19 protein-coding genes are annotated in these 21,726 nt (G+C 71.2%); 9 read left to right on the top strand and 10 right to left on the bottom strand.

Features of this window, described 5'->3' with window-relative positions:
- Positions 1 to 137: 137 nt before the first annotated feature.
- From ccrA to pssA, 7 genes are all read left to right on the top strand, one after another.
- Positions 138 to 1,475: a crotonyl-CoA carboxylase/reductase gene (gene ccrA, locus ACWDVB_RS05835; protein WP_451514119.1), complete on the top strand. Its 1,338-nt coding sequence runs from the start codon at positions 138 to 140 to the stop codon at positions 1,473 to 1,475.
- 21 nt (positions 1,476 to 1,496) lie between these two features.
- A complete protein-coding gene (locus tag ACWDVB_RS05840) occupies positions 1,497 to 3,524 on the top strand; it encodes a protein meaA (protein WP_451514118.1) in 2,028 nt (675 codons plus the stop codon).
- Positions 3,521 to 4,480, top strand: a complete 960-nt coding sequence (locus ACWDVB_RS05845) for an HpcH/HpaI aldolase/citrate lyase family protein (RefSeq protein WP_451514117.1) — start codon at positions 3,521 to 3,523, stop codon at positions 4,478 to 4,480. The genes ACWDVB_RS05840 and ACWDVB_RS05845 overlap by 4 nt, the downstream gene beginning before the upstream one ends.
- A gap of 6 nt (positions 4,481 to 4,486) precedes the next feature.
- On the top strand, positions 4,487 to 4,999 hold the full coding sequence (locus ACWDVB_RS05850) for a MaoC family dehydratase (protein WP_451514116.1): 513 nt from the start codon (positions 4,487 to 4,489) through the stop codon (positions 4,997 to 4,999).
- A gap of 2 nt (positions 5,000 to 5,001) precedes the next feature.
- Positions 5,002 to 6,207, top strand: coding sequence for an acyl-CoA dehydrogenase family protein (locus ACWDVB_RS05855; protein WP_451514115.1), 1,206 nt, complete (start codon positions 5,002 to 5,004; stop codon positions 6,205 to 6,207).
- Positions 6,208 to 6,378: 171 nt separating this feature from the next.
- Positions 6,379 to 7,035: a phosphatidylserine decarboxylase gene (locus ACWDVB_RS05860; protein ID WP_451514114.1), complete on the top strand. Its 657-nt coding sequence runs from the start codon at positions 6,379 to 6,381 to the stop codon at positions 7,033 to 7,035.
- A complete protein-coding gene (gene pssA, locus ACWDVB_RS05865; protein ID WP_451514113.1) occupies positions 7,022 to 7,888 on the top strand; it encodes a CDP-diacylglycerol--serine O-phosphatidyltransferase in 867 nt (288 codons plus the stop codon). Before ACWDVB_RS05860 ends, pssA begins: the two co-directional genes overlap by 14 nt.
- An 83-nt stretch (positions 7,889 to 7,971) precedes the next feature.
- Here pssA and ACWDVB_RS05870 read toward each other — a convergent pair whose 3' ends face one another.
- From ACWDVB_RS05870 to ACWDVB_RS05890, 5 genes are read right to left on the bottom strand one after another with little or no spacing between them, the layout of a single operon-like run.
- Positions 7,972 to 9,237, bottom strand: a complete 1,266-nt coding sequence (locus ACWDVB_RS05870; RefSeq protein WP_451514112.1) for an ABC transporter substrate-binding protein — start codon at positions 9,235 to 9,237, stop codon at positions 7,972 to 7,974.
- Entirely contained in the window at positions 9,234 to 10,370 is a 1,137-nt protein-coding gene (locus ACWDVB_RS05875; protein ID WP_451514111.1) for a branched-chain amino acid ABC transporter permease, read from the bottom strand. Before ACWDVB_RS05875 ends, ACWDVB_RS05870 begins: the two co-directional genes overlap by 4 nt.
- The gene (locus ACWDVB_RS05880; protein WP_451514110.1) at positions 10,363 to 11,253 is read right to left on the bottom strand and encodes a branched-chain amino acid ABC transporter permease; all 891 of its coding nucleotides are present in this window, start codon (positions 11,251 to 11,253) and stop codon (positions 10,363 to 10,365) included. The genes ACWDVB_RS05875 and ACWDVB_RS05880 overlap by 8 nt, the downstream gene beginning before the upstream one ends.
- Positions 11,250 to 12,065 (bottom strand): ABC transporter ATP-binding protein, encoded by an 816-nt coding sequence (locus ACWDVB_RS05885; protein WP_451514109.1) that lies wholly within the window; start codon positions 12,063 to 12,065, stop codon positions 11,250 to 11,252. The genes ACWDVB_RS05880 and ACWDVB_RS05885 overlap by 4 nt, the downstream gene beginning before the upstream one ends.
- Positions 12,062 to 12,853, bottom strand: a complete 792-nt coding sequence (locus tag ACWDVB_RS05890; protein ID WP_451514272.1) for an ABC transporter ATP-binding protein — start codon at positions 12,851 to 12,853, stop codon at positions 12,062 to 12,064. The genes ACWDVB_RS05885 and ACWDVB_RS05890 overlap by 4 nt, the downstream gene beginning before the upstream one ends.
- A 982-nt stretch (positions 12,854 to 13,835) precedes the next feature.
- Between ACWDVB_RS05890 and ACWDVB_RS05895 the strand changes: the two genes are divergently transcribed.
- The gene (locus ACWDVB_RS05895; protein ID WP_451514108.1) at positions 13,836 to 15,047 is read left to right on the top strand and encodes a PucR family transcriptional regulator; all 1,212 of its coding nucleotides are present in this window, start codon (positions 13,836 to 13,838) and stop codon (positions 15,045 to 15,047) included.
- A gap of 192 nt (positions 15,048 to 15,239) precedes the next feature.
- Here ACWDVB_RS05895 and ACWDVB_RS05900 read toward each other — a convergent pair whose 3' ends face one another.
- A complete protein-coding gene (locus tag ACWDVB_RS05900) occupies positions 15,240 to 16,361 on the bottom strand; it encodes a glycerate kinase family protein (protein ID WP_451514271.1) in 1,122 nt (373 codons plus the stop codon).
- A gap of 227 nt (positions 16,362 to 16,588) precedes the next feature.
- On the opposite strand from ACWDVB_RS05900, the gene ACWDVB_RS05905 reads away from it, so the two are divergent.
- Positions 16,589 to 17,089 carry an NUDIX domain-containing protein gene (locus ACWDVB_RS05905; protein ID WP_451514107.1) on the top strand — a complete coding sequence of 167 codons (501 nt, stop codon included), beginning with the start codon at positions 16,589 to 16,591 and terminating at the stop codon, positions 17,087 to 17,089.
- A 57-nt stretch (positions 17,090 to 17,146) separates the two neighbouring features.
- Here the strand turns inward: ACWDVB_RS05905 and ACWDVB_RS05910 are convergent, their stop codons facing one another.
- The 4 genes from ACWDVB_RS05910 to ACWDVB_RS05925 form a co-directional block, all read right to left on the bottom strand.
- Positions 17,147 to 17,638, bottom strand: a complete 492-nt coding sequence (locus tag ACWDVB_RS05910; protein WP_451514270.1) for a methylated-DNA--[protein]-cysteine S-methyltransferase — start codon at positions 17,636 to 17,638, stop codon at positions 17,147 to 17,149.
- A gap of 76 nt (positions 17,639 to 17,714) precedes the next feature.
- Positions 17,715 to 19,205 carry an AlkA N-terminal domain-containing protein gene (locus ACWDVB_RS05915; RefSeq protein WP_451514106.1) on the bottom strand — a complete coding sequence of 497 codons (1,491 nt, stop codon included), beginning with the start codon at positions 19,203 to 19,205 and terminating at the stop codon, positions 17,715 to 17,717.
- Between the two features lie 152 nt (positions 19,206 to 19,357).
- Positions 19,358 to 20,767, bottom strand: a complete 1,410-nt coding sequence (locus ACWDVB_RS05920) for a phytoene desaturase family protein (protein WP_451514269.1) — start codon at positions 20,765 to 20,767, stop codon at positions 19,358 to 19,360.
- A gap of 87 nt (positions 20,768 to 20,854) precedes the next feature.
- On the bottom strand, positions 20,855 to 21,682 hold the full coding sequence (locus ACWDVB_RS05925) for an inositol monophosphatase family protein (RefSeq protein ID WP_451514105.1): 828 nt from the start codon (positions 21,680 to 21,682) through the stop codon (positions 20,855 to 20,857).
- Between the last annotated feature and the right edge of the window lie 44 nt (positions 21,683 to 21,726).

Below are 21,726 nucleotides of genomic sequence, written 5' to 3' on the forward strand. Positions count from 1 at the left end.
ACCTCCCACGCCCCACCAAGGCGTTGCCGAGCTTCATCTTTGGCCGAACCGACGGCACACCTCCAGAGCTCCACCAGAACCCCCCGTAACGTCAAGCAGCGTTCTCCACAGACCGCTTCTTAGCCGGAGGCAACACCGTGAAGGAAATCCTGGACGCGATTCAGTCGCAGGACGCAAAGCCCGCCGACTTCGCCGCTCTCGCCCTGCCCGACTCGTACCGCGCGATCACCGTGCACAAGGACGAGACGGAGATGTTCGCGGGCCTGGAAACGCGCGACAAGGACCCCCGCAAGTCGCTCCACCTCGACGACGTGCCGATCCCCGAACTCGGCCCCGGCGAGGCCCTGGTGGCCGTCATGGCCTCCTCGGTGAACTACAACTCCGTGTGGACGTCGATCTTCGAGCCGATGGCGACCTTCGGCTTCCTGGAGCGCTACGGCAGGCTCAGCGAGCTCACCAAGCGCCACGACCTGCCGTACCACATCATCGGCTCCGACCTGGCGGGCGTCGTGCTGCGCACCGGGCCCGGAGTGAACTCCTGGAAGCCCGGCGACGAGGTCGTCGCGCACTGCCTGAGCGTCGAACTGGAGTCCTCCGACGGACACAACGACACGATGCTCGACCCCGAGCAGCGCATCTGGGGCTTCGAGACCAACTTCGGCGGCCTCGCCGAGATCGCGCTCGTCAAGTCCAACCAGCTGATGCCGAAGCCCGGCCATCTGAGCTGGGAGGAGGCGGCCTCGCCCGGCCTGGTGAACTCCACCGCGTACCGCCAGCTGGTCTCCCGCAACGGCGCCGGCATGAAGCAGGGCGACAACGTCCTGATCTGGGGCGCCAGCGGTGGACTCGGGTCGTACGCCACACAGTTCGCGCTCGCGGGCGGCGCCAACCCCATCTGCGTCGTCTCCAGCCCCCAGAAGGCCGAGATCTGCCGCGCCATGGGCGCCGACGCGATCATCGACCGCAACGCCGAGGGGTACAAGTTCTGGAAGGACGAGCGCACCCAGGACCCCAAGGAGTGGAAGCGCTTCGGCAAGCGCATCCGCGAGCTCACCGGCGGCGAGGACATCGACATCGTCTTCGAGCACCCCGGCCGCGAGACCTTCGGCGCGAGCGTCTACGTCACCCGCAAGGGCGGCACCATCACCACCTGCGCCTCGACCTCGGGCTACATGCACGAGTACGACAACCGCTACCTGTGGATGTCCCTGAAGCGCATCATCGGCTCGCACTTCGCCAACTACCGCGAGGCGTGGGAGGCGAACCGCCTGATCGCCAAGGGCAAGATCCACCCCACACTCTCCAAGGTGTACTCCCTGGAGGACACCGGCCAGGCCGCCTACGACGTCCACCGCAACCTCCACCAGGGCAAGGTCGGCGTCCTCACGCTCGCCCCCCGGGAGGGCCTCGGGGTGCGCGACCCGGAGCTGCGGGCCGAGCACATCGACGCGATCAATCGCTTCCGCAACGTCTGACGCCCTAAGGAGCAGCGGGACATGACAGAGCGCCAGAAGGACCGGCCGTGGCTCATGCGGACGTACGCCGGTCATTCCACGGCGGAGGCGTCCAACGAGTTGTACCGGCGCAACCTCGCCAAGGGTCAGACGGGCCTCTCGGTCGCGTTCGACCTGCCCACGCAGACCGGCTACGACCCCGACCACATCCTCGCCCGCGGCGAGGTCGGACGGGTCGGCGTACCGGTCTCCCACCTCGGCGACATGCGACGGCTGTTCCAGGACATCCCCCTGGAGCAGATGAACACCTCGATGACGATCAACGCCACCGCCATGTGGCTTCTGGCGCTCTATCAGGTGGTCGCGGAGGAGCAGGGCGCGGACATCACCAAGCTGCAGGGGACGACGCAGAACGACATCGTCAAGGAGTACCTGTCGCGCGGGACGCACGTCTTCCCGCCGGTGCCGTCCCTGCGCCTGACCACCGACATGATCACGTACACGGTGGCCCACCTCCCCAAGTGGAACCCCATCAACATCTGCAGCTACCACCTCCAGGAGGCGGGGGCCACCCCGGTCCAGGAGATCGCGTACGCGATGTCCACCGCCATCGCGGTCCTCGACGCCGTACGCGACTCGGGGCAGGTCCCCGAGGAGAAGTTCGGGGACGTCGTGGCCCGCATCTCCTTCTTCGTGAACGCGGGTGTCCGCTTCATCGAGGAGATGTGCAAGATGCGGGCGTTCGGGCGGATCTGGGATCAGGTCACGCGCGAGCGGTACGGCATCGAGGACCCCAAGCAGCGCCGTTTCCGCTACGGCGTGCAGGTCAACTCCCTGGGACTGACGGAGGCGCAGCCCGAGAACAACGTCCAGCGGATCGTCCTCGAAATGCTGGCCGTCACGCTGTCCAAGGACGCACGCGCGCGTGCCGTGCAGCTGCCCGCCTGGAACGAGGCGCTCGGCCTGCCCCGGCCCTGGGACCAGCAGTGGTCCCTGCGCATCCAGCAGGTCCTCGCACACGAGAGCGACCTACTGGAGTACGAGGACATCTTCGACGGCTCGCACGTCATCGAGGACAAGGTCGCCTCCCTCGTCGAGGAGTCCCTCGCCGAGATGGACCGCATCGAGCGGATGGGCGGCGCGATGGCCGCCGTCGAGTCCGGCTACCTCAAGTCGCAGCTCGTCTCCTCGCACGCCGAGCGCCGGGCGCGCATCGAGTCCGGCGAGGAGAAGATCGTCGGCGTGAACTCCTACGAGTCCACCGAGCCGAGCCCGCTCACCTCGGACCTGGACGGGGCGATCATGACGGTCGACCCGGCGGTCGAGGCGAACGTCGTGAACGCGCTGCGGCACTGGCGCGACAACCGCTGGCAGCCGCCGTTCAACCACCCCCGCCCGTGCAAGGCCCTGGAGAACCTCAAGGCGGTGGCCATGGGCACGGGCAACCTCATGGAGGCCACCCTGGAGTGCGCACGCGCCGGTGTGACGACCGGCGAGTGGGCGGGTGCCCTGCGGGAGGTCTTCGGCGAGTTCCGGGCGCCCACGGGCGTCTCCAGCGCCCCCGTGGCCGTCACCGCCGAGGCGGGCACGCCGCTCGCCCTGGTCCGCGAGAAGGTCGCCAAGACGGCCGCCGACCTCGGCACCGGCAAGCTCCGCTTCCTGGTCGGCAAGCCCGGCCTCGACGGGCACTCCAACGGCGCCGAGCAGATCGCGGTGCGCGCCCGTGACGCCGGCTTCGAGGTGGTCTACCAGGGCATCAGGCTCACGCCCGAGCAGATCGTCGACGCGGCGCTCGCCGAGGACGTGCACGCGGTGGGCCTGTCGATCCTCTCCGGCTCGCACGCCGAGCTGGTGCCGGACGTCCTGGTGCGCCTGCGCGAGGCCGGGGCGCTCGACATTCCCGTCATCGCGGGAGGCATCATCCCCAACAGCGACGCCGAGGACCTGCTGGCGGCGGGTGTCGCCGCCGTCTTCACACCCAAGGACTTCGGCATCACGGAGATCATCGGCCGTATCGTCGACGAGATCCGGAAAGCGAACAAGCTCGACCCTCTGGAGGTCCCCGCATGACTGTGAACCGTCTTCGCCCCCGGCGCTCCTGTCTGGCCGTACCCGGCTCGAACCCGCGCTTCCTGGAGAAGGCCCAGGGCCTCCCCGCCGACCAGGTCTTCCTGGACCTGGAGGACGCCTGCGCGCCGCTCGCCAAGCCGGAGGCCCGGCACACCATCGTCAAGTTCCTCAACGAGGGCGACTGGACGGGCAAGACGCGGGTCGTGCGCGTGAACGACTGGACGACCGAGTGGACGTACCGCGACGTCGTCACCGTCGTCGAGGGCGCGGGCCAGAACCTCGACTGCATCATGCTGCCGAAGGTGCAGACGGCCGACCAGGTCGTCGCCCTCGATCTCCTCCTCACCCAGATCGAGAAGACGATGGGCTTCGAGGTCGGCAAGATCGGCATCGAGGCGCAGATCGAGAACGCGCGGGGCCTCAACAACGTCGACGCCATCGCCGAGGCCTCCCCGCGCGTCGAGACCATCATCTTCGGCCCGGCCGACTTCATGGCGTCCATCAACATGAAGTCCCTGGTCGTCGGCGAGCAGCCGCCCGGCTATCCGGCGGACGCCTACCACTTCATCCTGATGAAGATCCTGATGGCCGCCCGCGCCAACGACCTCCAGGCGATCGACGGCCCCTACCTCCAGATCAAGAACGTCGACGGCTACCGCGAGGTCGCGAACCGCGCCGCCGCCCTCGGCTTCGACGGCAAGTGGGTCCTGCACCCCGGCCAGGTGGAGGCCGCCAACGAGGTCTTCTCGCCCTCCCAGGAGGACTTCGACCACGCCGAGCTGATCCTGGACGCGTACGAGTACTACACGTCCGAGGCGGGCGGCAAGAAGGGCTCGGCGATGCTCGGCGACGAGATGATCGACGAGGCCAGCCGGAAGATGGCGCTGGTCATCTCCGGGAAGGGGCGTGCCGCCGGAATGCGGCGCACGTCCAAGTTCGAGGCCCCGGAGGCGTAAGACACCATGCAGTTCGGCCGCACCTACGAAGAGTTCGAAGTCGGCGCCGTGTACAAGCACTGGCCCGGAAAGACGGTCACCGAGTACGACGACCACCTCTTCTGCCTGCTCACGATGAACCACCACCCCCTCCACATGGACAGCAACTACGCGGAGCGGACGACGGACTTCAAGAAGAACGTCGTCGTGGGCAACTACATCTACTCGCTGCTCCTCGGCATGTCCGTCCCGGACGTCTCCGGCAAGGCCATCGCCAACCTGGAGGTCGAGTCGCTCAAGCACGTGGCGCCGACCTTCCACGGCGACACGATCTACGGCGAGACGACCGTCCTCGACAAGACGCCGTCGAAGTCCAAGAGCGACCGTGGCATCGTTTACGTGGAGACCAAGGGCTACAAGCAGGACGGCACCCTGGTCTGTGTGTTCCGCCGCAAGGTGATGGTGCCCACGGAGACGTACATCAAGGAGCGCGGCGGAGAGCAGCCCGGCCGCCCGGAGCTGAAGAGCCAGGAGAAGTAGTGATGAGCCGACTCGCGCAGACCGCCGGTCTCACCGACGTCCAGCAGGAGATCCTGTCCACCATCCGGGACTTCGTCGACAAAGAGATCATTCCGGTCGCGACGGAGCTGGAGCACCGGGACGAGTATCCGCAGAAAATCGTGGACGGCCTCAAGGAGTTGGGTCTCTTCGGGCTGATGATCCCGGAGGAGTACGGCGGTCTGGGCGAGTCGTTGCTCACGTACGCGTTGTGCGTCGAGGAGATAGCGCGTGGCTGGATGTCGGTCTCCGGCATCATCAACACGCACTTCATCGTCGCCTACATGCTCAAGCAGCACGGCACACAGGAGCAGAGGGAGACCTTCCTGCCGCGGATGGCGGCCGGCGAGGTGCGCGGCGCGTTCTCCATGTCGGAGCCGGGCCTCGGCTCGGATGTGTCGGCGATCACGTCCAAGGGCGTCAAGGACGGCGACGAGTACGTCCTGAACGGTCAGAAGATGTGGCTGACCAACGGCGGAACGTCCACGCTGGTGGCCGTTCTGTGCCGCAGTGACGAAGGACACGCTGAGGGCACCGCCCCGCACAAGTCGATGACGACGTTCCTCGTGGAGAAGGAACCCGGCTTCGGCGAGGTCCGCCCCGGTCTGACCATCCCCGGCAAGATCGACAAGATGGGCTACAAGGGCGTCGACACGACCGAGCTCATCATGGACGACCTGCGAATTCCGGCCAATCGCGTGCTCGGCGGGGTCACCGGCCGAGGGTTTTACCAAATGATGGACGGTGTCGAAGTGGGCCGCGTGAACGTCGCGGCGCGTGGTTGCGGTGTCGCTCACCGTGCATTTGAGCTCGGCGTCTCTTATGCCCAGCAACGCCACACTTTCGGCAAGCCGATCGCTCAACACCAGGCGATCCAGTTCAAACTGGCCGAGATGGCTACCAAGGTCGAGGCCGCCCATGCGATGATGGTCAACGCAGCACGCAAAAAGGACTCCGGGGAGCGAAACGACCTCGAAGCCGGGATGGCGAAGTACCTCGCATCCGAGTACTGCAAGGAAGTCGTCGAGGACGCGTTCAGGATTCACGGCGGGTACGGCTTCTCGAAGGAGTATGAGATCGAGCGCCTCTACAGGGAGGCCCCGATGCTGCTCATCGGTGAAGGTACCGCCGAGATCCAGAAAATGATCATTGGTCGTCGACTGCTCGAAGAGTATCGATTCCAGGGCTAGATGCCCGGTTTAGGGCGTTTTCTTCGCGAAGAAGATCACACCCTGTCAACACTCTTCGGCCGTCGACTCGGCTTCCTGGCTTGCCCAGTTGTGCCTCGCAACCGATAGCATCCGGAGAAAGCCGCCGTCCCCCGTATCACCGCGCGGCATCATCCGCTACGAAGGTCATCCATGCCCCACAGCCAAACCTCTGCACCACGCGACGGCATTCTTCAGGGACGCCTTGCTCGCGGAGCATCGCCGTGGCTCCTGCCGACCGTCGCCACCGCGGCACTCAGCCTCGTCCGCGCGCGCCGCTCCAAGGGCGCCGCGGCCGTCGCCGTCCCCGCCACCGCTCTGGCGGCGGGAATGCTGTGGTTCTTCCGCGACCCCGAGCGCGAGATCGCTCAGGGCCGGGTCATCTCCCCCGCCGACGGCGTGGTGCAGAGCATCATGCCGTGGAAGGACGGGCGTACCCGCGTCGCCATCTTCATGAGCCCGCTGAATGTCCACGTCAACCGCGCGCCCCTCGCGGGCACGGTGACGTCCGTGGAACACATCCCCGGCGGGTTCGTCCCGGCGTTCAACAAGGAGAGCGAGAACAACGAACGCGTTGTCTGGCACTTCGACACCGAGCTCGGCGACATCGAGATGATCCAGATCGCGGGCGCGGTCGCACGGCGCATCGTGCCGTACGTGCCGCAGGGCACGAAGGTGGAGCAGGGCGAGCGGATCGGCCTGATCCGCTTCGGCTCGCGTGTCGACATCTACCTCCCCGAGGGTGTCGAGGTGGACGTCGAGGTCGGTCAGAAGACCGTGGCTGGGGTGACTCGCATTGACCGTGGTTGATCCCGAGACACAGGCCGGCTGGGTGCCGGAGGCCGCGGTGCAGGACGACGCGCCCTGCGACGCCGACGAGATGCCGCTGTCACTGCGCCTCTCGATAGCGGACACCCTCACGCTCGGTAACGCCACGTGCGGGTTCATGGCGGTGTACTTCACCACCACGGGCATCCTCATCCCCTACGTGCAGGGCAGCACCGAAAGCGGCATGGCGCGACACTCCGCCGCGACCGCCGTGATCCTGATGCTCTGCGCGGCCGTCTTCGACCTCTTCGACGGGCTCGTGGCGCGCAAGCTGCGGTCCTCGCCGATGGGCGCGGAGCTGGACAACCTCTCCGACCTGATCAGCTTCGGTCTGGCCCCCGCGTACTTCGTGCTGGTCTACGGCATGGTCGCGGACGACGCGCACCAGCGGGTGGCGGCGGTGGGCGCGATCGTTGTCCTGTTGGCGGTGGTGCTGCGGCTTGCGCGGTTCAGTTGCGTGACCGTGAAGGACGGCACCTTCCAGGGCATGCCATCGCCCTTCGGTGCGCTCACGGTCGTCTCGATCGTGCTCCTGGAGCTGCCCTTCGTGGCGACGCTCCTCGCGATCATCGGGACGGCCTGGCTCATGGTCAGCCGTGTCGAGTACCCCAAGCCGCGGGGCCCCCTCGCGGTGGCCATGCTCGCCTGGATCGTCGCCGCAATGGGGTTGCTCGCGGCCTGGGCGTTCGACGCGCCGGGCGGTCAGCTGCTCCTGCAGACCGGCTGCGCGCTCCAGCTCGTCCTCGGTGCGGTGATTCCCCTCTTCGCCACCGCTCGGAGGGTGAACAACTTCCGCGACAACCGGCGCGAGGCCCGTGCGGCGCAGTTGCCGTAGTTTCTTCCTGTACGCAGCCCTGGGGCCCGAACCATCTGGTTCGGGCCCCTTTGCGTGCCGTCGATCGCCCTTCGGGCTCGTCCTCAGTCGCCGGACGGGCTGAAATTCCGCGCCGCCTCCGCCGCTTCCGGCTCGCGTACGACCTTCATGCCGCCCGTCGCCTCCTTGTCCGGCTGGAGGATCACGCTCTGTTTCGACGAGGGCGCCTTGGGGTCGGTGAAGTTCTGCGGGACGCCGAAGCCCGAGTCGAAGTCGTCGAGGGTCAGCAGGGCCTTGTCGACGCCGTCGCGTGTGAGGTCCTTGTCCGCGCACGCCTTCTTCAGGGCCTCGCCGAAGACGGAGGCCGCAGTCCAGCCCGCCACGACTCCGTTGTCGAGGGAGTCCTTCGGGTGGGCCTTCTTGTAGTCGGCGACGAGCTTCTTCGCCGCCGCCGTGTCCGCGCCGACGGGCAGCGTGGGCGAGGCGACGTAGTAGTTCTTCTCCAGGGCGGGGCCGGACTGCGTGGCGAGGAGCTGGGGGGCGAACGCCGAGTTGTTGCCGATGACCGGGACGTCGAAGCGGCCGGCCGCCGCGACGCCGACGAGGGACGCCGCCTGGCGCGGGCCCGCGCTGATCACGATGGCCTTGACCCCGGCCTTCTTCAGGGCGGAGACCTGGGCGGTCATGTCGTTGTCCGTCGGCTTGATCTTCTGCTCGACGACGGTCAGGCCCGCCTTCCGTGCCATGTGCCGGGAGCCCTTCAGGGCGCTCTCGCCGTAGTCGCCCTCGAAGTAGACGTGGCCGAGCTTGTCGCCCTTCTTGAGGCCCTTCTCCTTCATCAGGAAGTCGATGGCGTTGATCGTCTCCAGGTCGTACGTCGATCCGATGACCCGTACGTACGGGCTGCCCAGGAGGTTCGCCGACCAGGCCTGCGGCAGGACCAGGGCCTTGTCGCTGTCGACGCGCTTCTTGACGGCGGCCACGAACGGGGAGCCGATGAACTGGGCGAAGCCGAGGACCTTCGGCTCCAGCTCGGTGTAGGCGGCGACGGCCTTCTGCGGGTCGTAGCCGTGGTCGCGGACGGTCAGCTTCAGCTTGTGGCCGCAGATGCCGCCGTCCTCGTTGGTCTGGTCCACGTAGAGCTGCTGGGCCTGTGTGACGCTCTTGCCGAGGGTGGCGTAGACGCCGGTCATGTCGGTGAGCACGCCGAGATTGATGGTCCCGCCCGAGATGCCGTCGCCGGTCTTCACCCCTCCCGCGCTCTTCTCGCCGTCGCCGTCGCCGTCGTTCGCCTTGGAGCTGCACGCGGTGAGCGCGAGGAGGGCGGCGAGCGCGGTGGCGGCCGCCGTGGCCCTGGTCAGTGTGTTCATGCTGTCTCCCCTGAGGTGCCTGATGTGCCTGGAGTGGCTGGAGTGTCCTGGGCGGGCCCGCGGCGGCGGGCGGCGAGCCTCACCAGGCCGCCGGGCAGGAAGAGCACCACCGCCACGACGGCGGCGCCGTACAGATACCGGGACGCCTCCCCCGGTGAGATCCCGCCGGTGCCGGGCGCCGAGACGAGGGGCAGCGCGTCGCTGTACCGGGTCAGCAGCTGCGGCAGCAGGGAGACCAGGGCCGCGCCCGCGACCGCTCCGGAGACCGAGCCGAGGCCGCCGATGACGATCATGGCGAGGTACTCCAGGGACAGCGTCATGCCGAAGTAGTCGGGCACGGTCCGCTGGAAGATCAGGGCGAGCAGCACCCCGGCGAGGCCCGCGTACATCGACGACAGGACGAAGACGCCGGCGCGGTAGCGGGCCACCGGCACGCCGATGACACCGGCGGCGACCCGGTGGTCGCGGATGGCGTTCATGGCGCGCCCCGGCCGCCCGCGCAGCACGCCCCGGGCGAACAGCCCGCCGAGCAGGAGCAGCACCAGACCGGCGTACCAGAGCTTCTCCGCCGAGCCGAACGGCACGGCGGCGACGACGACCTCGCGCTCGTCGAAGGTCAGGCCGAAGAGGTTCAGGGGCGGTACGTCACGTCCGTTGGAGCCGCCGGTCAGGTCGTGGGCGTTGAACAGCACATGCTGCCCGATGAAGATCAGTGCCAGGGTGGCGATGCCGAGGTAGGCGCCGCGCAGACGGCCCGCGATCGGGCTGAAGAGGCCGCCCGCGAGCCCGGCGACTGCCACCGCGAGCACGGCGGCGAGCCAGGTCGGCAGGCCGAGCCCCGTCAGGCCGTCGCCGCCGTCACCGGCGAGGACGCAGTAGCCGTACGCGCCGATGGCGAGGAAGAAGGCGTGCCCCATGGAGAGCTGGCCGGTCGCGCCGGTGAGGAGGTTGATGCCGATCGCGCCGATCGCGGCGGCCATCGCGAAGAGGCCCGCCTGGAGCCAGAAGCGGTCCAGGTAGAAGGGCAGGGCGAGCAGCAGGGCGGTCCCTGCCGCCCAGACGTACGTACGACGGCTGCTGAGCGGCGTGCGACGGCGGGGACGTGTGGCGGGGGTGGTGAGGGTGTCAGACACGGGCGAGCTCCTTCGTGCCGAAGAGCCCGGCGGGGCGGATGAGCAGGATCGCGGTCATCACGAGATAGGGCGCGAGGTCGCCGAGGCCGCGCCCGAGGAAGGTCAGCTCGCTCTGGTAGCCGGTGGCGAGCGACTCGGTCACGCCGACCACGAGGCCGCCGACGAGGGCGCCCGTGGTGGAGTCGAGGCCGCCGAGGATCGCGGCGGGGAACGCCTTCAGGGCGGCCAGCGACGTGGCGCGTTCGAGTCCCGGCGTCGGGAAGACGGTGAGGAAGAGCGCGGCCACGGCGGCCAGCGCGCCCGCCACCGCCCACGCGCCGAGCGACACCCTGCCCAGGCGTACGCCCATCAGCGCGGCGGTCTCCGGGCTCTCGGCGGCGGCGCGCATGGCCACGCCCCAGGAGGTGTAGCGGAAGGCGAGCAGGAAGACGGTGATGAGCAGGGCCGCCGCGACGAACGCGGCGATGCGGGTGTGTGCGAGGGAGACCGGGCCGACGCTCAGCACGTCGTCGCCCCAGGGGTCGCCGAGTGGCAGGACGTCGGTGCCGAGGCGCCGGGTCAGCTCGGTGGTGAGCAGGATGTCGACGCCGATGGTGACGATGGCGAGCACACTGTGGTCGGTGCCCCGGTAGCGGCGCATGACCAGGAACTCGACGGCCGCCCCGACCACCGCGGCGCCCGCGATGCCGACGAGGAGCGCCGGCCAGAAGCCGAGGTCGTCGTGGAGGGACGCGGTGATGTAGCCGCCCGCGAGGAGCAACGAGGCATGGGCGAAGTTCACCACCTCGGTGGCGCGGAAGATGACGACGAAGCCGAGTGCGATGAGCGCGTAGACGGAGCCCATCGAGAGGCCGTTGAGGAGGAGTTCGATGAAGGTGGTCATGAGCGGGTGCCCTCCTCACCGGGTCGTTCGCCGTCGTTGCCCTCGCCCAGGTAGGCGCGGATGACCGCCGGGTCGTTCTGTACGTCGGCGGGGACGCCGTCGGCGATGCGGCGCCCGAAGTCGAGTACGGTCACCGCGTCCGCGAGCCGCATCACCACCCCCATGTCGTGTTCCACCAGGACGATCGAGATGCCGAGGCTGTCGCGTACGCCCGCGATGACGGCGGCCGTGCGGCGCCGCTCGTCGGCGGTCATGCCGGCGACCGGCTCGTCGAGGAGCAGCAGGCGCGGCTCCATGCACAGGGCGCGGGCCAGCTCGGCGAGCTTCTGCTGTCCGTAGGGCAAGGCGCCCGCGGGAACGTCGAGTTGGCGTTCGATCCCGACGAACGCGGCGATCTCGCGGACGCGTTCGCGGTGGCGGCGCTCCTCGCGGGCCGCCGCGGGGAGCCGGAGCCCGGCGGCCACGAAACCGGTGCGGGTCAGGCGGTGGCGGCCGAGCAGCAGGCTGTCGGCGACGGTGGCGCGCGGCGGCAGGGCGAGGTTCTGGAAGATCCGGGCGACGCCGAGTCCGGCGATCTGGTGCGGGCGCATGCCGGTGAGTTCGTGCTCTCCGAAGCGGACGCTGCCGCCGGTGGCGCGGTAGACGCCGGACAGGACGTTGAAGCAGGTGGACTTGCCCGCGCCGTTGGGTCCGATGACGGCGTGCACGGTGCCGGGGCGGACGGTGAAACTGACGGCGTCCAGCGCGGTGAGCCCGGCGAAGCGGACGGTCAACTCGTGGATTTCGAGGGGCGGTACAGGCTCTCCGGTCACCGTCGGTCCTCCCACCGGGGCAGCGTCGGCAGCGCGCCGAGGCCCCGGGTCGCGTCGGCGGCGGCGTCCTCGTCGACCACGCCGAGGTAGCGGCGGCGCACCTCGTCGGAGGCGGCGAGCTCGTCGGCCGGGCCCGCCAGGGCGACCTCGCCGACGTCGAGGACGTACGCCTGTGAGGCGAGGCGCAGCGCGAGGGCGGCGTTCTGCTCGACGAGGAGCACCGAGGTGCCCTGGGCGTTGATCTCCCGGATGGTGTCGGCGATGCGGGCGGCCATCAGCGGCGCGAGGCCGAGGGACGGTTCGTCGAGGAGGAGCAGGCGCGGCGAGGCCATCAGGGCCCTGCCCACGGCGAGCATCTGCTGTTCACCGCCGGAGAGCAGCCCGGCGCGCTGGGCGCCGCGCTCGGCGAGGACCGGGAAGAGCTCGTGGACGCGGCGCAGGGCGTCCGCCTTGGCGGCGCGCGACCCGGTCGAGCCGAGCGCCCCCGCGCGCAGATTGTCGGCGACGGTCATCCGGGCGAACACACGTCTTCCTTCCGGTACTTGGGAGATCCCGGCGGCCACCACGCGGTCCGGCGCGAGGCCGTCGACGCGTGTGCCGTCGAAGTGGATGTCGCCCGAGGTGAGCGCCCCGCCCTGGAAGGAGAGGGTGCGCGAGACGGCGCGCAGCAGCGTCGACTTGCCGGCGCCGTTGCCGCCGAGCACGGCGACGACGGTGCCGTCCGGCACGTCGAGCGAGACGCGGCGCAGGGCGCGGACGGGCCCGTAGCCGACCGACACCTCCCGCACGACGAGCCCCGCCCCACGAGCCTTGGGGCCACCGGCACGGTGAGCCTCGCGGCCACCCGCGCCGCGGGCCTTGCTGCCACCCGGGCCGCGAGCCTTGGGGTCACCCGCGCCGCGAGCCTCGGGGTCACCCGCGCCGCGGGTCTCGCGGCCACCCACGCCGCGAGCCTTGGGGTCACCCGCGCCGCGAGCCTTGGGGTCACCCGCGCCGCGAGCCTTGCGGCCACCCGGGCCGTGAGCCTCGGGGTCACCCACGCCGCGAGCCTCGGGGTCACCCGGGCCGTGAGCCTCGGGGTCACCCAGGCCGCGAGCCTTGGGGTCACCCGCGCCGCGGGCCTTGCGGCCACCCACGCCGCGAGCCTCGGGATCAGCGGCGCCGCGAGGCTTGGGGTCACCCACGCGGTGAACCTCCGGGTCACTCGGGCCGCGAGCCTTGCGGCTACCCACGCCGCGAGCCTCGGGGTTACCCGCGCCCCGAGCCTTGCGGCTACCCACGCCGCGAGCCTCGGGGTTACCCGCGCCCCGAGCCTTGCGGTCACCCAGGCCGCGAGACTCAGGATCACCCGCGCCGCGAGCCTTACGGCCACCCACGCCGTGAGCCTCGGGGTCACCCGCGCCGCGGGTCTCGCGGTCACCCAGGCCGCGAGCCTCGGGGGCACCGGCGCCGCGAGCCTCGGGCTCACCCGCGCCCCGAGCCTTGGGCTCGCCCGCGTCGGTGCTGTCCGTGCCCGAGCTCTCCGTATTGGAACCACCCACGTACCGACCCCCAGTTCCGCGCGGCTCGTGCCGCCGTCGCGTGGCGCTCACCCCAGCACCGCGGGACCGGCCCGTCCACGGGGAGCGGGGGAAACGCTGCGGGAGACCAGCGGCGGCGCCCCGCCGTTGTGCACGCGCACAACACCGCGTGTCAGGGGCCTGCGCGGGGGCGCGCCCCCGTGGCATCCTCCGCAGCAACAACGTCCTGGAGCGCGGCGATGGGGGATCCATGACCGGGTTCACGAACGGCCGCAGGCCTCGGACCGGGCACGACTGGAAACTACTCAAGGAGGCGTGCACAGCCCTGCTGCCCCGGCTGCCCGAACTGGTCGACGAACACCTGCGGCAGCTCTCCGAGCACTCGCCGGTGTTCGGGCGCGTCCTGCCGTACGACGTGCACTGGCGCGAGTCCGAGGAGGCCATGCGGATCGGCATCGAGGCGATCTCGGCGCCGCGGGCCTCGCCGCGCCGCGATCTGGAGCACGCGGAGGAGGCGGGCCGCCGCCGCGCCCAACAGGGCCTGCCGCTCGACCTGCTGGTGCACTCGTACCGCAACGCGGGCTATCTGGTCTGGGACTCGCTCCTGGAGGGCGTGGCGGGCAAGGACCCCGAGCAGCTCGCGGTCCTGATGCGCTCGGCGACGATGGTGTGGTCGGCGGTCGACGCGCAGGCGGCGGTGGCGTCCGACGCGTACCGCGCGACGGAGCTGGAACTGCGGCGGCGCACCGACGAGCAGTTGCAGGCGCTGCTGGACGCGCTCCTGGAGGGGCAGACCGCGCCGGGCCTCGCGGCGCGCGCGGCGGCCGGGCTCGACCTGCCCGAGCAGGGGCCGTACGCGGTGGTAGTGCTGCGCGTGGAACGGCGTGACGGGCGCGAGGCGTTCCACCGGCAGATCCAGCGTCCCGGGTTCCGTTTCATCTGGCGGATGCGGACGGACTGCGAGGTCGGCGTGGTCGCGCTCGGCGCGGACGAGGGGCTGGACGGCCTCGCCCGGCTGCTCGACGGGCGGTGCCCGGGGCCCGGCGGCATCAGCCCCGTGGTGCCCGGCCTCGCGGAGCTCGGCCACGCGCGTCGGCTCGCGGAGCTGGCGCTGCGCACCTGCCCGCCGGACGCGACCGGCATCGTACGCCTCGACCAGCGGATGCCGACCGCCCTCGTGGTCAGCCAGCCGGAGCTGGCGGGGCGCCTCGTCGCGGACGTGCTCGGCGAGGTCCTCGCGCTCGAACCGGCGGACCGCGCGGTCCTCCTGGAGACCCTGGACGCGTGGCTGACCTGCGAGGGCTCCGCCGGCCGGGCGGCCGGGCTCCTCTACTGCCACCGCAACACGGTCTTCAACCGCCTGCGCCGCCTGGAACAGCTGACCTCACGGTCGCTGGCGCGGCCGAGGGACCTGGTCGAGGTGGCGTTGGCGGTGGAGGCACATCGGCTGTCCCCTGGGTAGGAGCGCCCCGCCAGGGGCGCGGGGAACTGCGCGAGCAACCCAAGAGAACCCGCACCCGCACCGCACCGCACCGCCCCCGCGAGGAAAGCAAGGCCGGGCAGGCGAGAGAACGGCACGGAAACGGCGGGGCGCCTCGGCCCGGGCGGAGCCAGACCCGGGCCGACAGGCCGAGCGACCTGAGGCCAAGCGACCTCAGGCCAAGTAATCCCGCCCGAGATTCTCCGCGAGCGTCTCCAGAAGCGGCCCCGCCTCTGCGATGCACCGCGCCACATCCGGCTCCACGTCCGTGAGGGCGTACGCGCGGCGAATGCCCGCCTTGCCCAGGCTCTCCGGCGGCAGCGCGAGCCGCCCGCAGACCGCGACGACCTCGATACCCGCGGCGCGGGCCGCCGAGGCCACCCCGGCGGGCGCCTTGCCATGCAGGGTCTGCTCGTCCAGAGACCCCTCACCGGTGATCACAAGGGTGGCCCGCTCCAGCGCGGGCCCGAAGCCCAGCACGTCCAGCATGACCTCGATGCCGGGCCGGAAGCCCGCCCCGAGCCCGACCAGCGCGCCGTACCCGATGCCGCCCGCGGCACCCGCGCCCGGCGACTGCGCGTACTCGGCGGCCTTGGGGCCGATGGACTTCTCCAGGACCGTGGCGAAGTGGGCGAGCGCCGCGTCCAGCGCGGCGACGTCCTCAGGGGTGGCCCCCTTCTGCGGCCCGTACACCGCGGGCGCGCCCTTCGGCCCGGTCAGCGGGTTGTCGACATCGCTGGCGAGCACGATGTCGACGTCCTTCAGACGCGGGTCGAGGCCCGACAGATCGGCGGTGGCCAGCTCCTTGAGCGGCCCGCCGCCCGGCGCGACGGGCTCGCCGTCCGCGTCCAGGAAGCGCGCGCCGAGCGCGGCCAGCATGCCCGCGCCACCGTCGGTGGTGGCGCTGCCGCCGACGCCGAAGACGATCGTGCGGGCGCCCGCGTCGAGCGCGGCGCGGATCAGCTCTCCGGAGCCGTACGTCGTGGAGGTGAGCGGCGCGAAGACACCCTCGGGGAGCAGCTGGAGGCCCGAGGCCTCGGCCATCTCCACCACGGCGGTGCCGTCTTTGAGCGCGTACGCCGCCGTCACCTGCTCGCCGAGCGGTCCGGTGACACGTACGTCCCGGCGTTCGAAGCCGCCCGCGACGGCCGCGGCGACCGTGCCGTCACCGCCGTCGGCGACCGGGAGCGCCTCGACCGACACGCCGGGGGCGGCGCGGCGGAGCCCGGCCGTCACCCGCTCGGCGACCTGCACGGCCGTGAGCGATCCCTTGAACTTGTCCGCGGCGATGAGCACGTGCTGCGCCTGCGCGTGCCGAGCCTGCTGCTCGCGCCGCGCCTGCTGCTCGCGTCCCGCCGTCCTTGCAGCGTCCGCCACCTTGCATTCCCCTTGCTTTCGGCCTTGCTCACGTCAAGGCAGTCGCGCCGCTGCGACCATAACCGCAGGAGGGGCCCCCTGCCCATGGTCGCCTGCGGAGCGAGACGACATTCCCGGGCAGAACGGCTCGGCGTTACCCTTCCCCGATGACCACTCAGGACTACGCCACGTACATAGCGGGCCTCCCGCGCGTCCTCGTCGGGGCCGCCGCGCTCTTCCGGGACGCGCGGGGCCGGGTCCTGCTCGTCGAGCCCAACTACCGCGACGGCTGGGCGCTGCCCGGCGGGACCGTCGAGTCGGACGACGGGGAGACGCCCCGCCAGGGTGCGCGCAGGGAGACGGCCGAGGAGATCGGCCTCGACGTCGTGCTCGGACGGCTGCTCGCGGTGGACTGGGTGCCGCCCGGGCCGCGGCGGGAGCGGCCTCCGGTGGTGGCGTACTTGTACGACGGCGGGGTCCTGGACGCGGACCAGCTGGAGTCGATCAAGCTCCAGGAGGCGGAGCTGCTCTCCTGGCGCCTGGTGACCGACGAGGAACTCGCGGAGCTGCTGCCGGACGGACTCGGCCGCCGGGTCGCGGCCGCGCTCGACGTACTGGCGCGGGGCGACGGCCCGGCGGAACTGGAGAACGGCCACCGGGTCGCCTGACCCGGCGCCCGCCGGGGGCGAAGCCTGCGGCCCCCTCGTCCGAGGCCCGCTGATGCCTCAGAAGAGCGCGTCCTCGCCCCCCGCGGCCCCGCCCTCGAAGGCCAGTAGCCGTTGCTTGCGGGCGAGCCCGCCGCCGTAGCCCGTCAGGCTGCCGTTGGCGCCGACGACGCGGTGGCAAGGGACGATCACGCCGATCGGGTTCTTGCCGTTGGCGAGGCCGACCGCGCGGGACGCGCCGGGCTTGCCGAGGATCTCGGCGAGTTCGCCGTACGTACGGGTCTCGCCGTAGGGGATCCGCTGGAGCTCGTCCCAGACGGTGCGCTGGAACGGCGTGCCGTCGAGCCGCAGCGGCAGGTCGAAGTCTTTCAACTCCCCGGCGAAGTAGGCCTCCAGCTGGCTGATCACCTCGCCGAAGGGCGCCGGGTCGCGGTGGCCGAAGGTCTCCTCCGCCGGCCGGTGGCGCTGCTCGGTCATATAGAGACCGCTGAGGACGCCGTCCGTGGCGACGAGCGTGAGCGGACCGTAGGGGCTGTCGATAAGGGTGTGCAGGCGTTCCTGCGCGCCTTCCTGTGCGCCTTCGTGCGCGTCTTCGTGTTCGCGTTCATGTTCCACGGTTTTCCGTCCCTTACGCGGGGATGTAGTTGATCGGGTGGTCGTCGGTGGCCCACAAGTACTGCACCGCGTACGCCCGCCACGGCCGCCAGGCGGTGGCGCGCGCGGTGAGTGCGGCGGGGGTGTGCGGCAGGCCGAGATCCTTCGCGGAGCGCCGGATTCCGAGGTCGGAGGGGAGGAAGGCGTCGGGGTCGCCGAGCGCGCGCATCGCGATCACCTCGACCGTCCAGGGCCCGAAGCCGGGCAGTTCGGTGAGCTGGGCGCGGACCTCGTCCCAGTCGCTCTCCGCGCCGAGCCGGATGCTGCCGTCGGCGAGGTGGCGTACGAGCGTGGTCAGCGTGGTGCGGCGGCTGCGGGGCAGGGCCAGGGACTCAGGGTCGAGTGCGGCGAGGGCCTCCGGGGCGGGGAAGAGGTGGGTGAGGCCGCCCTCGGGGTCGTCGACGCGCTCACCGTGCGCGGCGACGAGGCGCGCGGCGTGGGTGCGGGCGGCAGCCGTGGAGACCTGCTGGCCGAGTACGGCGCGCACGGCGAACTCCGCCTCGTCGACGGTGCGCGGCACCCGCCGCCCCGGGGCCTTGTCGACGAGCGGCGCGAGCAGGGGGTCGCTCCTCAACTGGTCGTCCGTGGCGGCCGGATCGGCGTCCAGGTCGAGCATGCGGCGGCAGCGGCTGATGGCGATGGTCAGATCGCGCAGGTCGGTGAGGCTGAGGCGGCAGCCGATGTGGTCGGGGTGCGGGGTGAGGGCGACGACTCCGTGTCCGTAGGGGAGGCTCAGGGTCCGGCGGTACGCCCCGTCGCGCCACTCCTCGACACCCGGTACGCCCGTCGCGATGAGGTGCCCGAAGAGGTTGTCGGGGTTGAGCGGGGCGCGGAACGGCAGCCGCAGGGAGAGGACACCGGGCGTGGCGGAGGGCATGGCGGAGGCCGCGGCTCCGGCCCGCTTCGACGCGCGGGCGCGCAGCTCTCCGGGGGCGAGCGCGAAGACCTCGCGCACCGTGTCGTTGAAGGTGCGGATCGAGGAGAATCCAGCGGCGAAGGCGATCTCCGCCATGGGCAGCGCGGTCGTCTCGATGAGCAGCCGCGCGGTCTGGGCGCGCTGGGCACGGGCGAGCGCGAGCGGCCCCGCGCCCAGCTCGGCGAGCAGCTGCCGCTCCACCTGGCGGGCGCTGTAGCCAAGGCGGGCCGCGAGGCCGGGGACGCCCTCGCGGTCGACGACGCCGTCGCCGATGAGGCGCATGGCGCGGGCGACGAGATCGGCCCGTTGGTTCCACTCGGGCGAGCCGGGGCTGCTGTCCGGGCGGCACCGCTTGCAGGCGCGGAAGCCCGCCTGCTGGCAGGCGGCGGCGCTCGGGTAGAAGGTCATGTTCTCGGCCCTGGGCGGCACGACCGGGCAGCTGGGACGGCAGTAGATGCGGGTGGTGAGGACAGCCGTGAAGAACCAGCCGTCGAAGCGGGCGTCCTTCGACTGAACGGCGCGTACACAGCGCTCTGTGTCGGTGTGCATGCGCATCAGCATCGCGGATTCCTCCGGGCGTGACTGGCGAGAATCCGACATCAACGTCGCGCTGCCGGAGCACATGGGCGGGGCACACGGGCGACGCACACGGGCGGGGCTCACGGGCAGGGTCTCACCGGCCGGGCCTCACCGGCGGGGCCTCACGCACCGCGGAGCCTCTTCCACACGGCCTTGGCCGCGTTGTGGCCGGACATGCCGTGGACGCCGGGTCCCGGGGGCGTGGCGGAGGAGCAGATGAAGACCGACGGGTGCTTCGTCCCGTACGGGAAGAGGGAGAGCTTGGGCCGCAGCAGCAGTTGCAGACCGCTCGCGGCGCCGCAGGCGATGTCGCCGCCCACGTAGTTGGCGTTGTTCGCGGCGAGTTGGGGCGGTCCGGCCGTGGCGCGCGCGAGGACGCGGTCGCGGAAGCCGGGCGCGAACCGCTCCAGCTGCCGCTCGATCGCGTCGGTCAGGTCGCCGTCCCAGCCGTTCGGGACATGGCCGTACGCCCAGAAGACGTGCTTGCCCTCGGGGGCGCGAGAGGGGTCGACGACGCTGGGCTGCACGGTGATCAGGAACGGCGCGTCCGGCGCGCGCCCCTCGCGTGAGGCGGCACGCAGCGCGGCGCCGATCTCCGCGCTGCTCGCGCCGATCTGCACCGTCCCGGCGGATCTCGGCTCCTCGGCGGTCCAGGGGACGGGCCCGTCGAGCGCGTAGTCGATCTTGAATACGCTGGCCCCGTACCGGTAGCCGTCATAGGCGCGGCCCAGCCCGGCGATCCGCGCGAGCGCGGTCGGTGAGGTGTCGAAGACGTAGGCCCGCGCGGGCGGCAGATCGTCGAGCCGCTTGACCTCGTAGTCCGTGTGGACGGAGCCGCCGAGGTCCTTCAGATACGCGGTCAGCGCGTCGGAGATGGACTGCGAACCGCCGCGCGCGAGCGGCCAGCCGCGGGCGTGCGCGGCCAGCGCGAAGACCATGCCGACGCCGCCCGTGACGATGCCGTCGAGCGGCGCGATGACATGGGCAACGAGACCCGAGAACAGGGCGCGGGCCCGGTCGTCGCGGAAGCGCCGCGTCAGCCACGTCGCCGGGGGCAGCCCCACGAGCCCGAAGCGGGCGAGGGTGACGGGGTCGCGGGGCAGCGAACTCATCGGCAGGGACATGAAGTCGCGCAGCAGGACGTCCCACTTGGGGAGGAAGGGCTCCACCAGGCGCCTGTACGTCCCCGCGTCACGCGGCCCGAAGGAGGCGGCGGTCTCGGCGACGGAGCGGGAGAGCACGGCGGCGCTGCCGTCCGGGAAGGGGTGCGCCATGGGCAGCCGGGCGTGCAGCCACTCCAGGCCGTACCGCTCCAGGGGCATGGCGCGGAACGCCGGTGAGTTGATGCCGAGCGGATGCGCGGCGGAGCAGGGGTCGTGCCGGAAGCCGGGGAGCGTCAGCTCTTCGGTACGTGCTCCGCCCCCCACGGTGCTCTTGGCCTCGAAGACGGCCACGGAGAAGCCGCGGCGGGCCAGCTCGACGGCAGCGGTCAGCCCGTTCGGCCCCGCTCCCACGACGACGGCGTCAAGCATCGACGGCACCTTCGGACTCCTTTGTCAGCCGATTGTCAGCCGATGGCCACTCCCGCTCAGGATAGGCCGGGGCGCTGCCCGCTCGTCTCAGGCCCCGTTCGCGAGGAGGTCCACCACCCGCCGGGCCGTGGCGGCGTCGCGGGCCACGGTGAAGGGCAGTGCGTTGCCCCCGGCTATTCGGAACGGCTCGCCCGTCAGCGTCAGGGCGGCGCCTCCCGCCTCGGCGACGAGCAGCAGACCCGCGGCGTGGTCCCAGGCCAGCTCCCACGAGAAGGCGACGGCGTCCAACTCGCCCTTCGCCACGGCGAGGTACTCAAGGCCCGCCGAACCGCACGGCCGGGGCCGCACGCCCTCCGCGCGCAGCCCGAGCAGCGCGTGCTTCTGCTCCTCGGTGGTGAAGTCCGGGTGGGAGGTGGCCACTTCCAGTTCCCGCCCCGGCTCGGGCGCCCCGGAGACCAGCGGCCGCCCGTCCAACCACGCGCCCTTGCCGCGCACGGCCCAGGCGAACTCGTCCAGCGCCGGCGCGTACGTCCACGACGCCAGTACCTCGCCGCCCACCGCGAGGGCCACGAGCATGCAGAACCCGGGCTCGCCCCGGACGAACTGCCGGGTGCCGTCGACGGGGTCGACGATCCACACGGGGGCCTCGCCGCGTATCGCGTCGTACGTCGACGGGTCGGCGTGCACCGCTTCCTCGCCCACGACGACGGAGCCCGGGAGGAGGGCGGACAGGTCGGCGGTCAGCTGCTCCTCGGCGCGGCGGTCGGCCACGGTCACCACGTCGTGCGGGCCGCTCTTCTCCACCACGTCACCCTCGGCGAGCTGCCGGAAGCGGGGGGTCACCTCCGCGGCGGCGGCCTTCCTCAAGGCCTCCTCCACGTCACGTACGCCGTGCGTCAAAAACTCTTCGATCATGCATCCATGAGAGCACGCCGCACTGACATCCCGTACGTGGCCGC

This window comes from Streptomyces sp. NPDC003379 (assembly GCF_053589195.1).

Bases quoted from the DNA above. Each gene is read 5' to 3' on its own strand.
- ACWDVB_RS05905 (WP_451514107.1), top strand. From the start codon at position 16,589: ATGACCACTCAGGACTACGCCACGTACATAGCGGGCCTCCCGCGCGTC.
- ACWDVB_RS05840 (WP_451514118.1), top strand. From the start codon at position 1,497: ATGACAGAGCGCCAGAAGGACCGGCCGTGGCTCATGCGGACGTACGCC.
- ACWDVB_RS05920 (WP_451514269.1), bottom strand. From the start codon at position 20,767: ATGCTTGACGCCGTCGTCGTGGGAGCGGGGCCGAACGGGCTGACCGCT.
- ACWDVB_RS05915 (WP_451514106.1), bottom strand. From the start codon at position 19,205: ATGCACACCGACACAGAGCGCTGTGTACGCGCCGTTCAGTCGAAGGAC.
- ACWDVB_RS05855 (WP_451514115.1), top strand. From the start codon at position 5,002: ATGAGCCGACTCGCGCAGACCGCCGGTCTCACCGACGTCCAGCAGGAG.
- ACWDVB_RS05880 (WP_451514110.1), bottom strand. From the start codon at position 11,253: ATGACCACCTTCATCGAACTCCTCCTCAACGGCCTCTCGATGGGCTCC.
- ACWDVB_RS05895 (WP_451514108.1), top strand. From the start codon at position 13,836: ATGACCGGGTTCACGAACGGCCGCAGGCCTCGGACCGGGCACGACTGG.
- ACWDVB_RS05845 (WP_451514117.1), top strand. From the start codon at position 3,521: ATGACTGTGAACCGTCTTCGCCCCCGGCGCTCCTGTCTGGCCGTACCC.
- ACWDVB_RS05870 (WP_451514112.1), bottom strand. From the start codon at position 9,237: ATGAACACACTGACCAGGGCCACGGCGGCCGCCACCGCGCTCGCCGCC.
- ACWDVB_RS05925 (WP_451514105.1), bottom strand. From the start codon at position 21,682: ATGATCGAAGAGTTTTTGACGCACGGCGTACGTGACGTGGAGGAGGCC.
- ACWDVB_RS05860 (WP_451514114.1), top strand. From the start codon at position 6,379: ATGCCCCACAGCCAAACCTCTGCACCACGCGACGGCATTCTTCAGGGA.
- ACWDVB_RS05850 (WP_451514116.1), top strand. From the start codon at position 4,487: ATGCAGTTCGGCCGCACCTACGAAGAGTTCGAAGTCGGCGCCGTGTAC.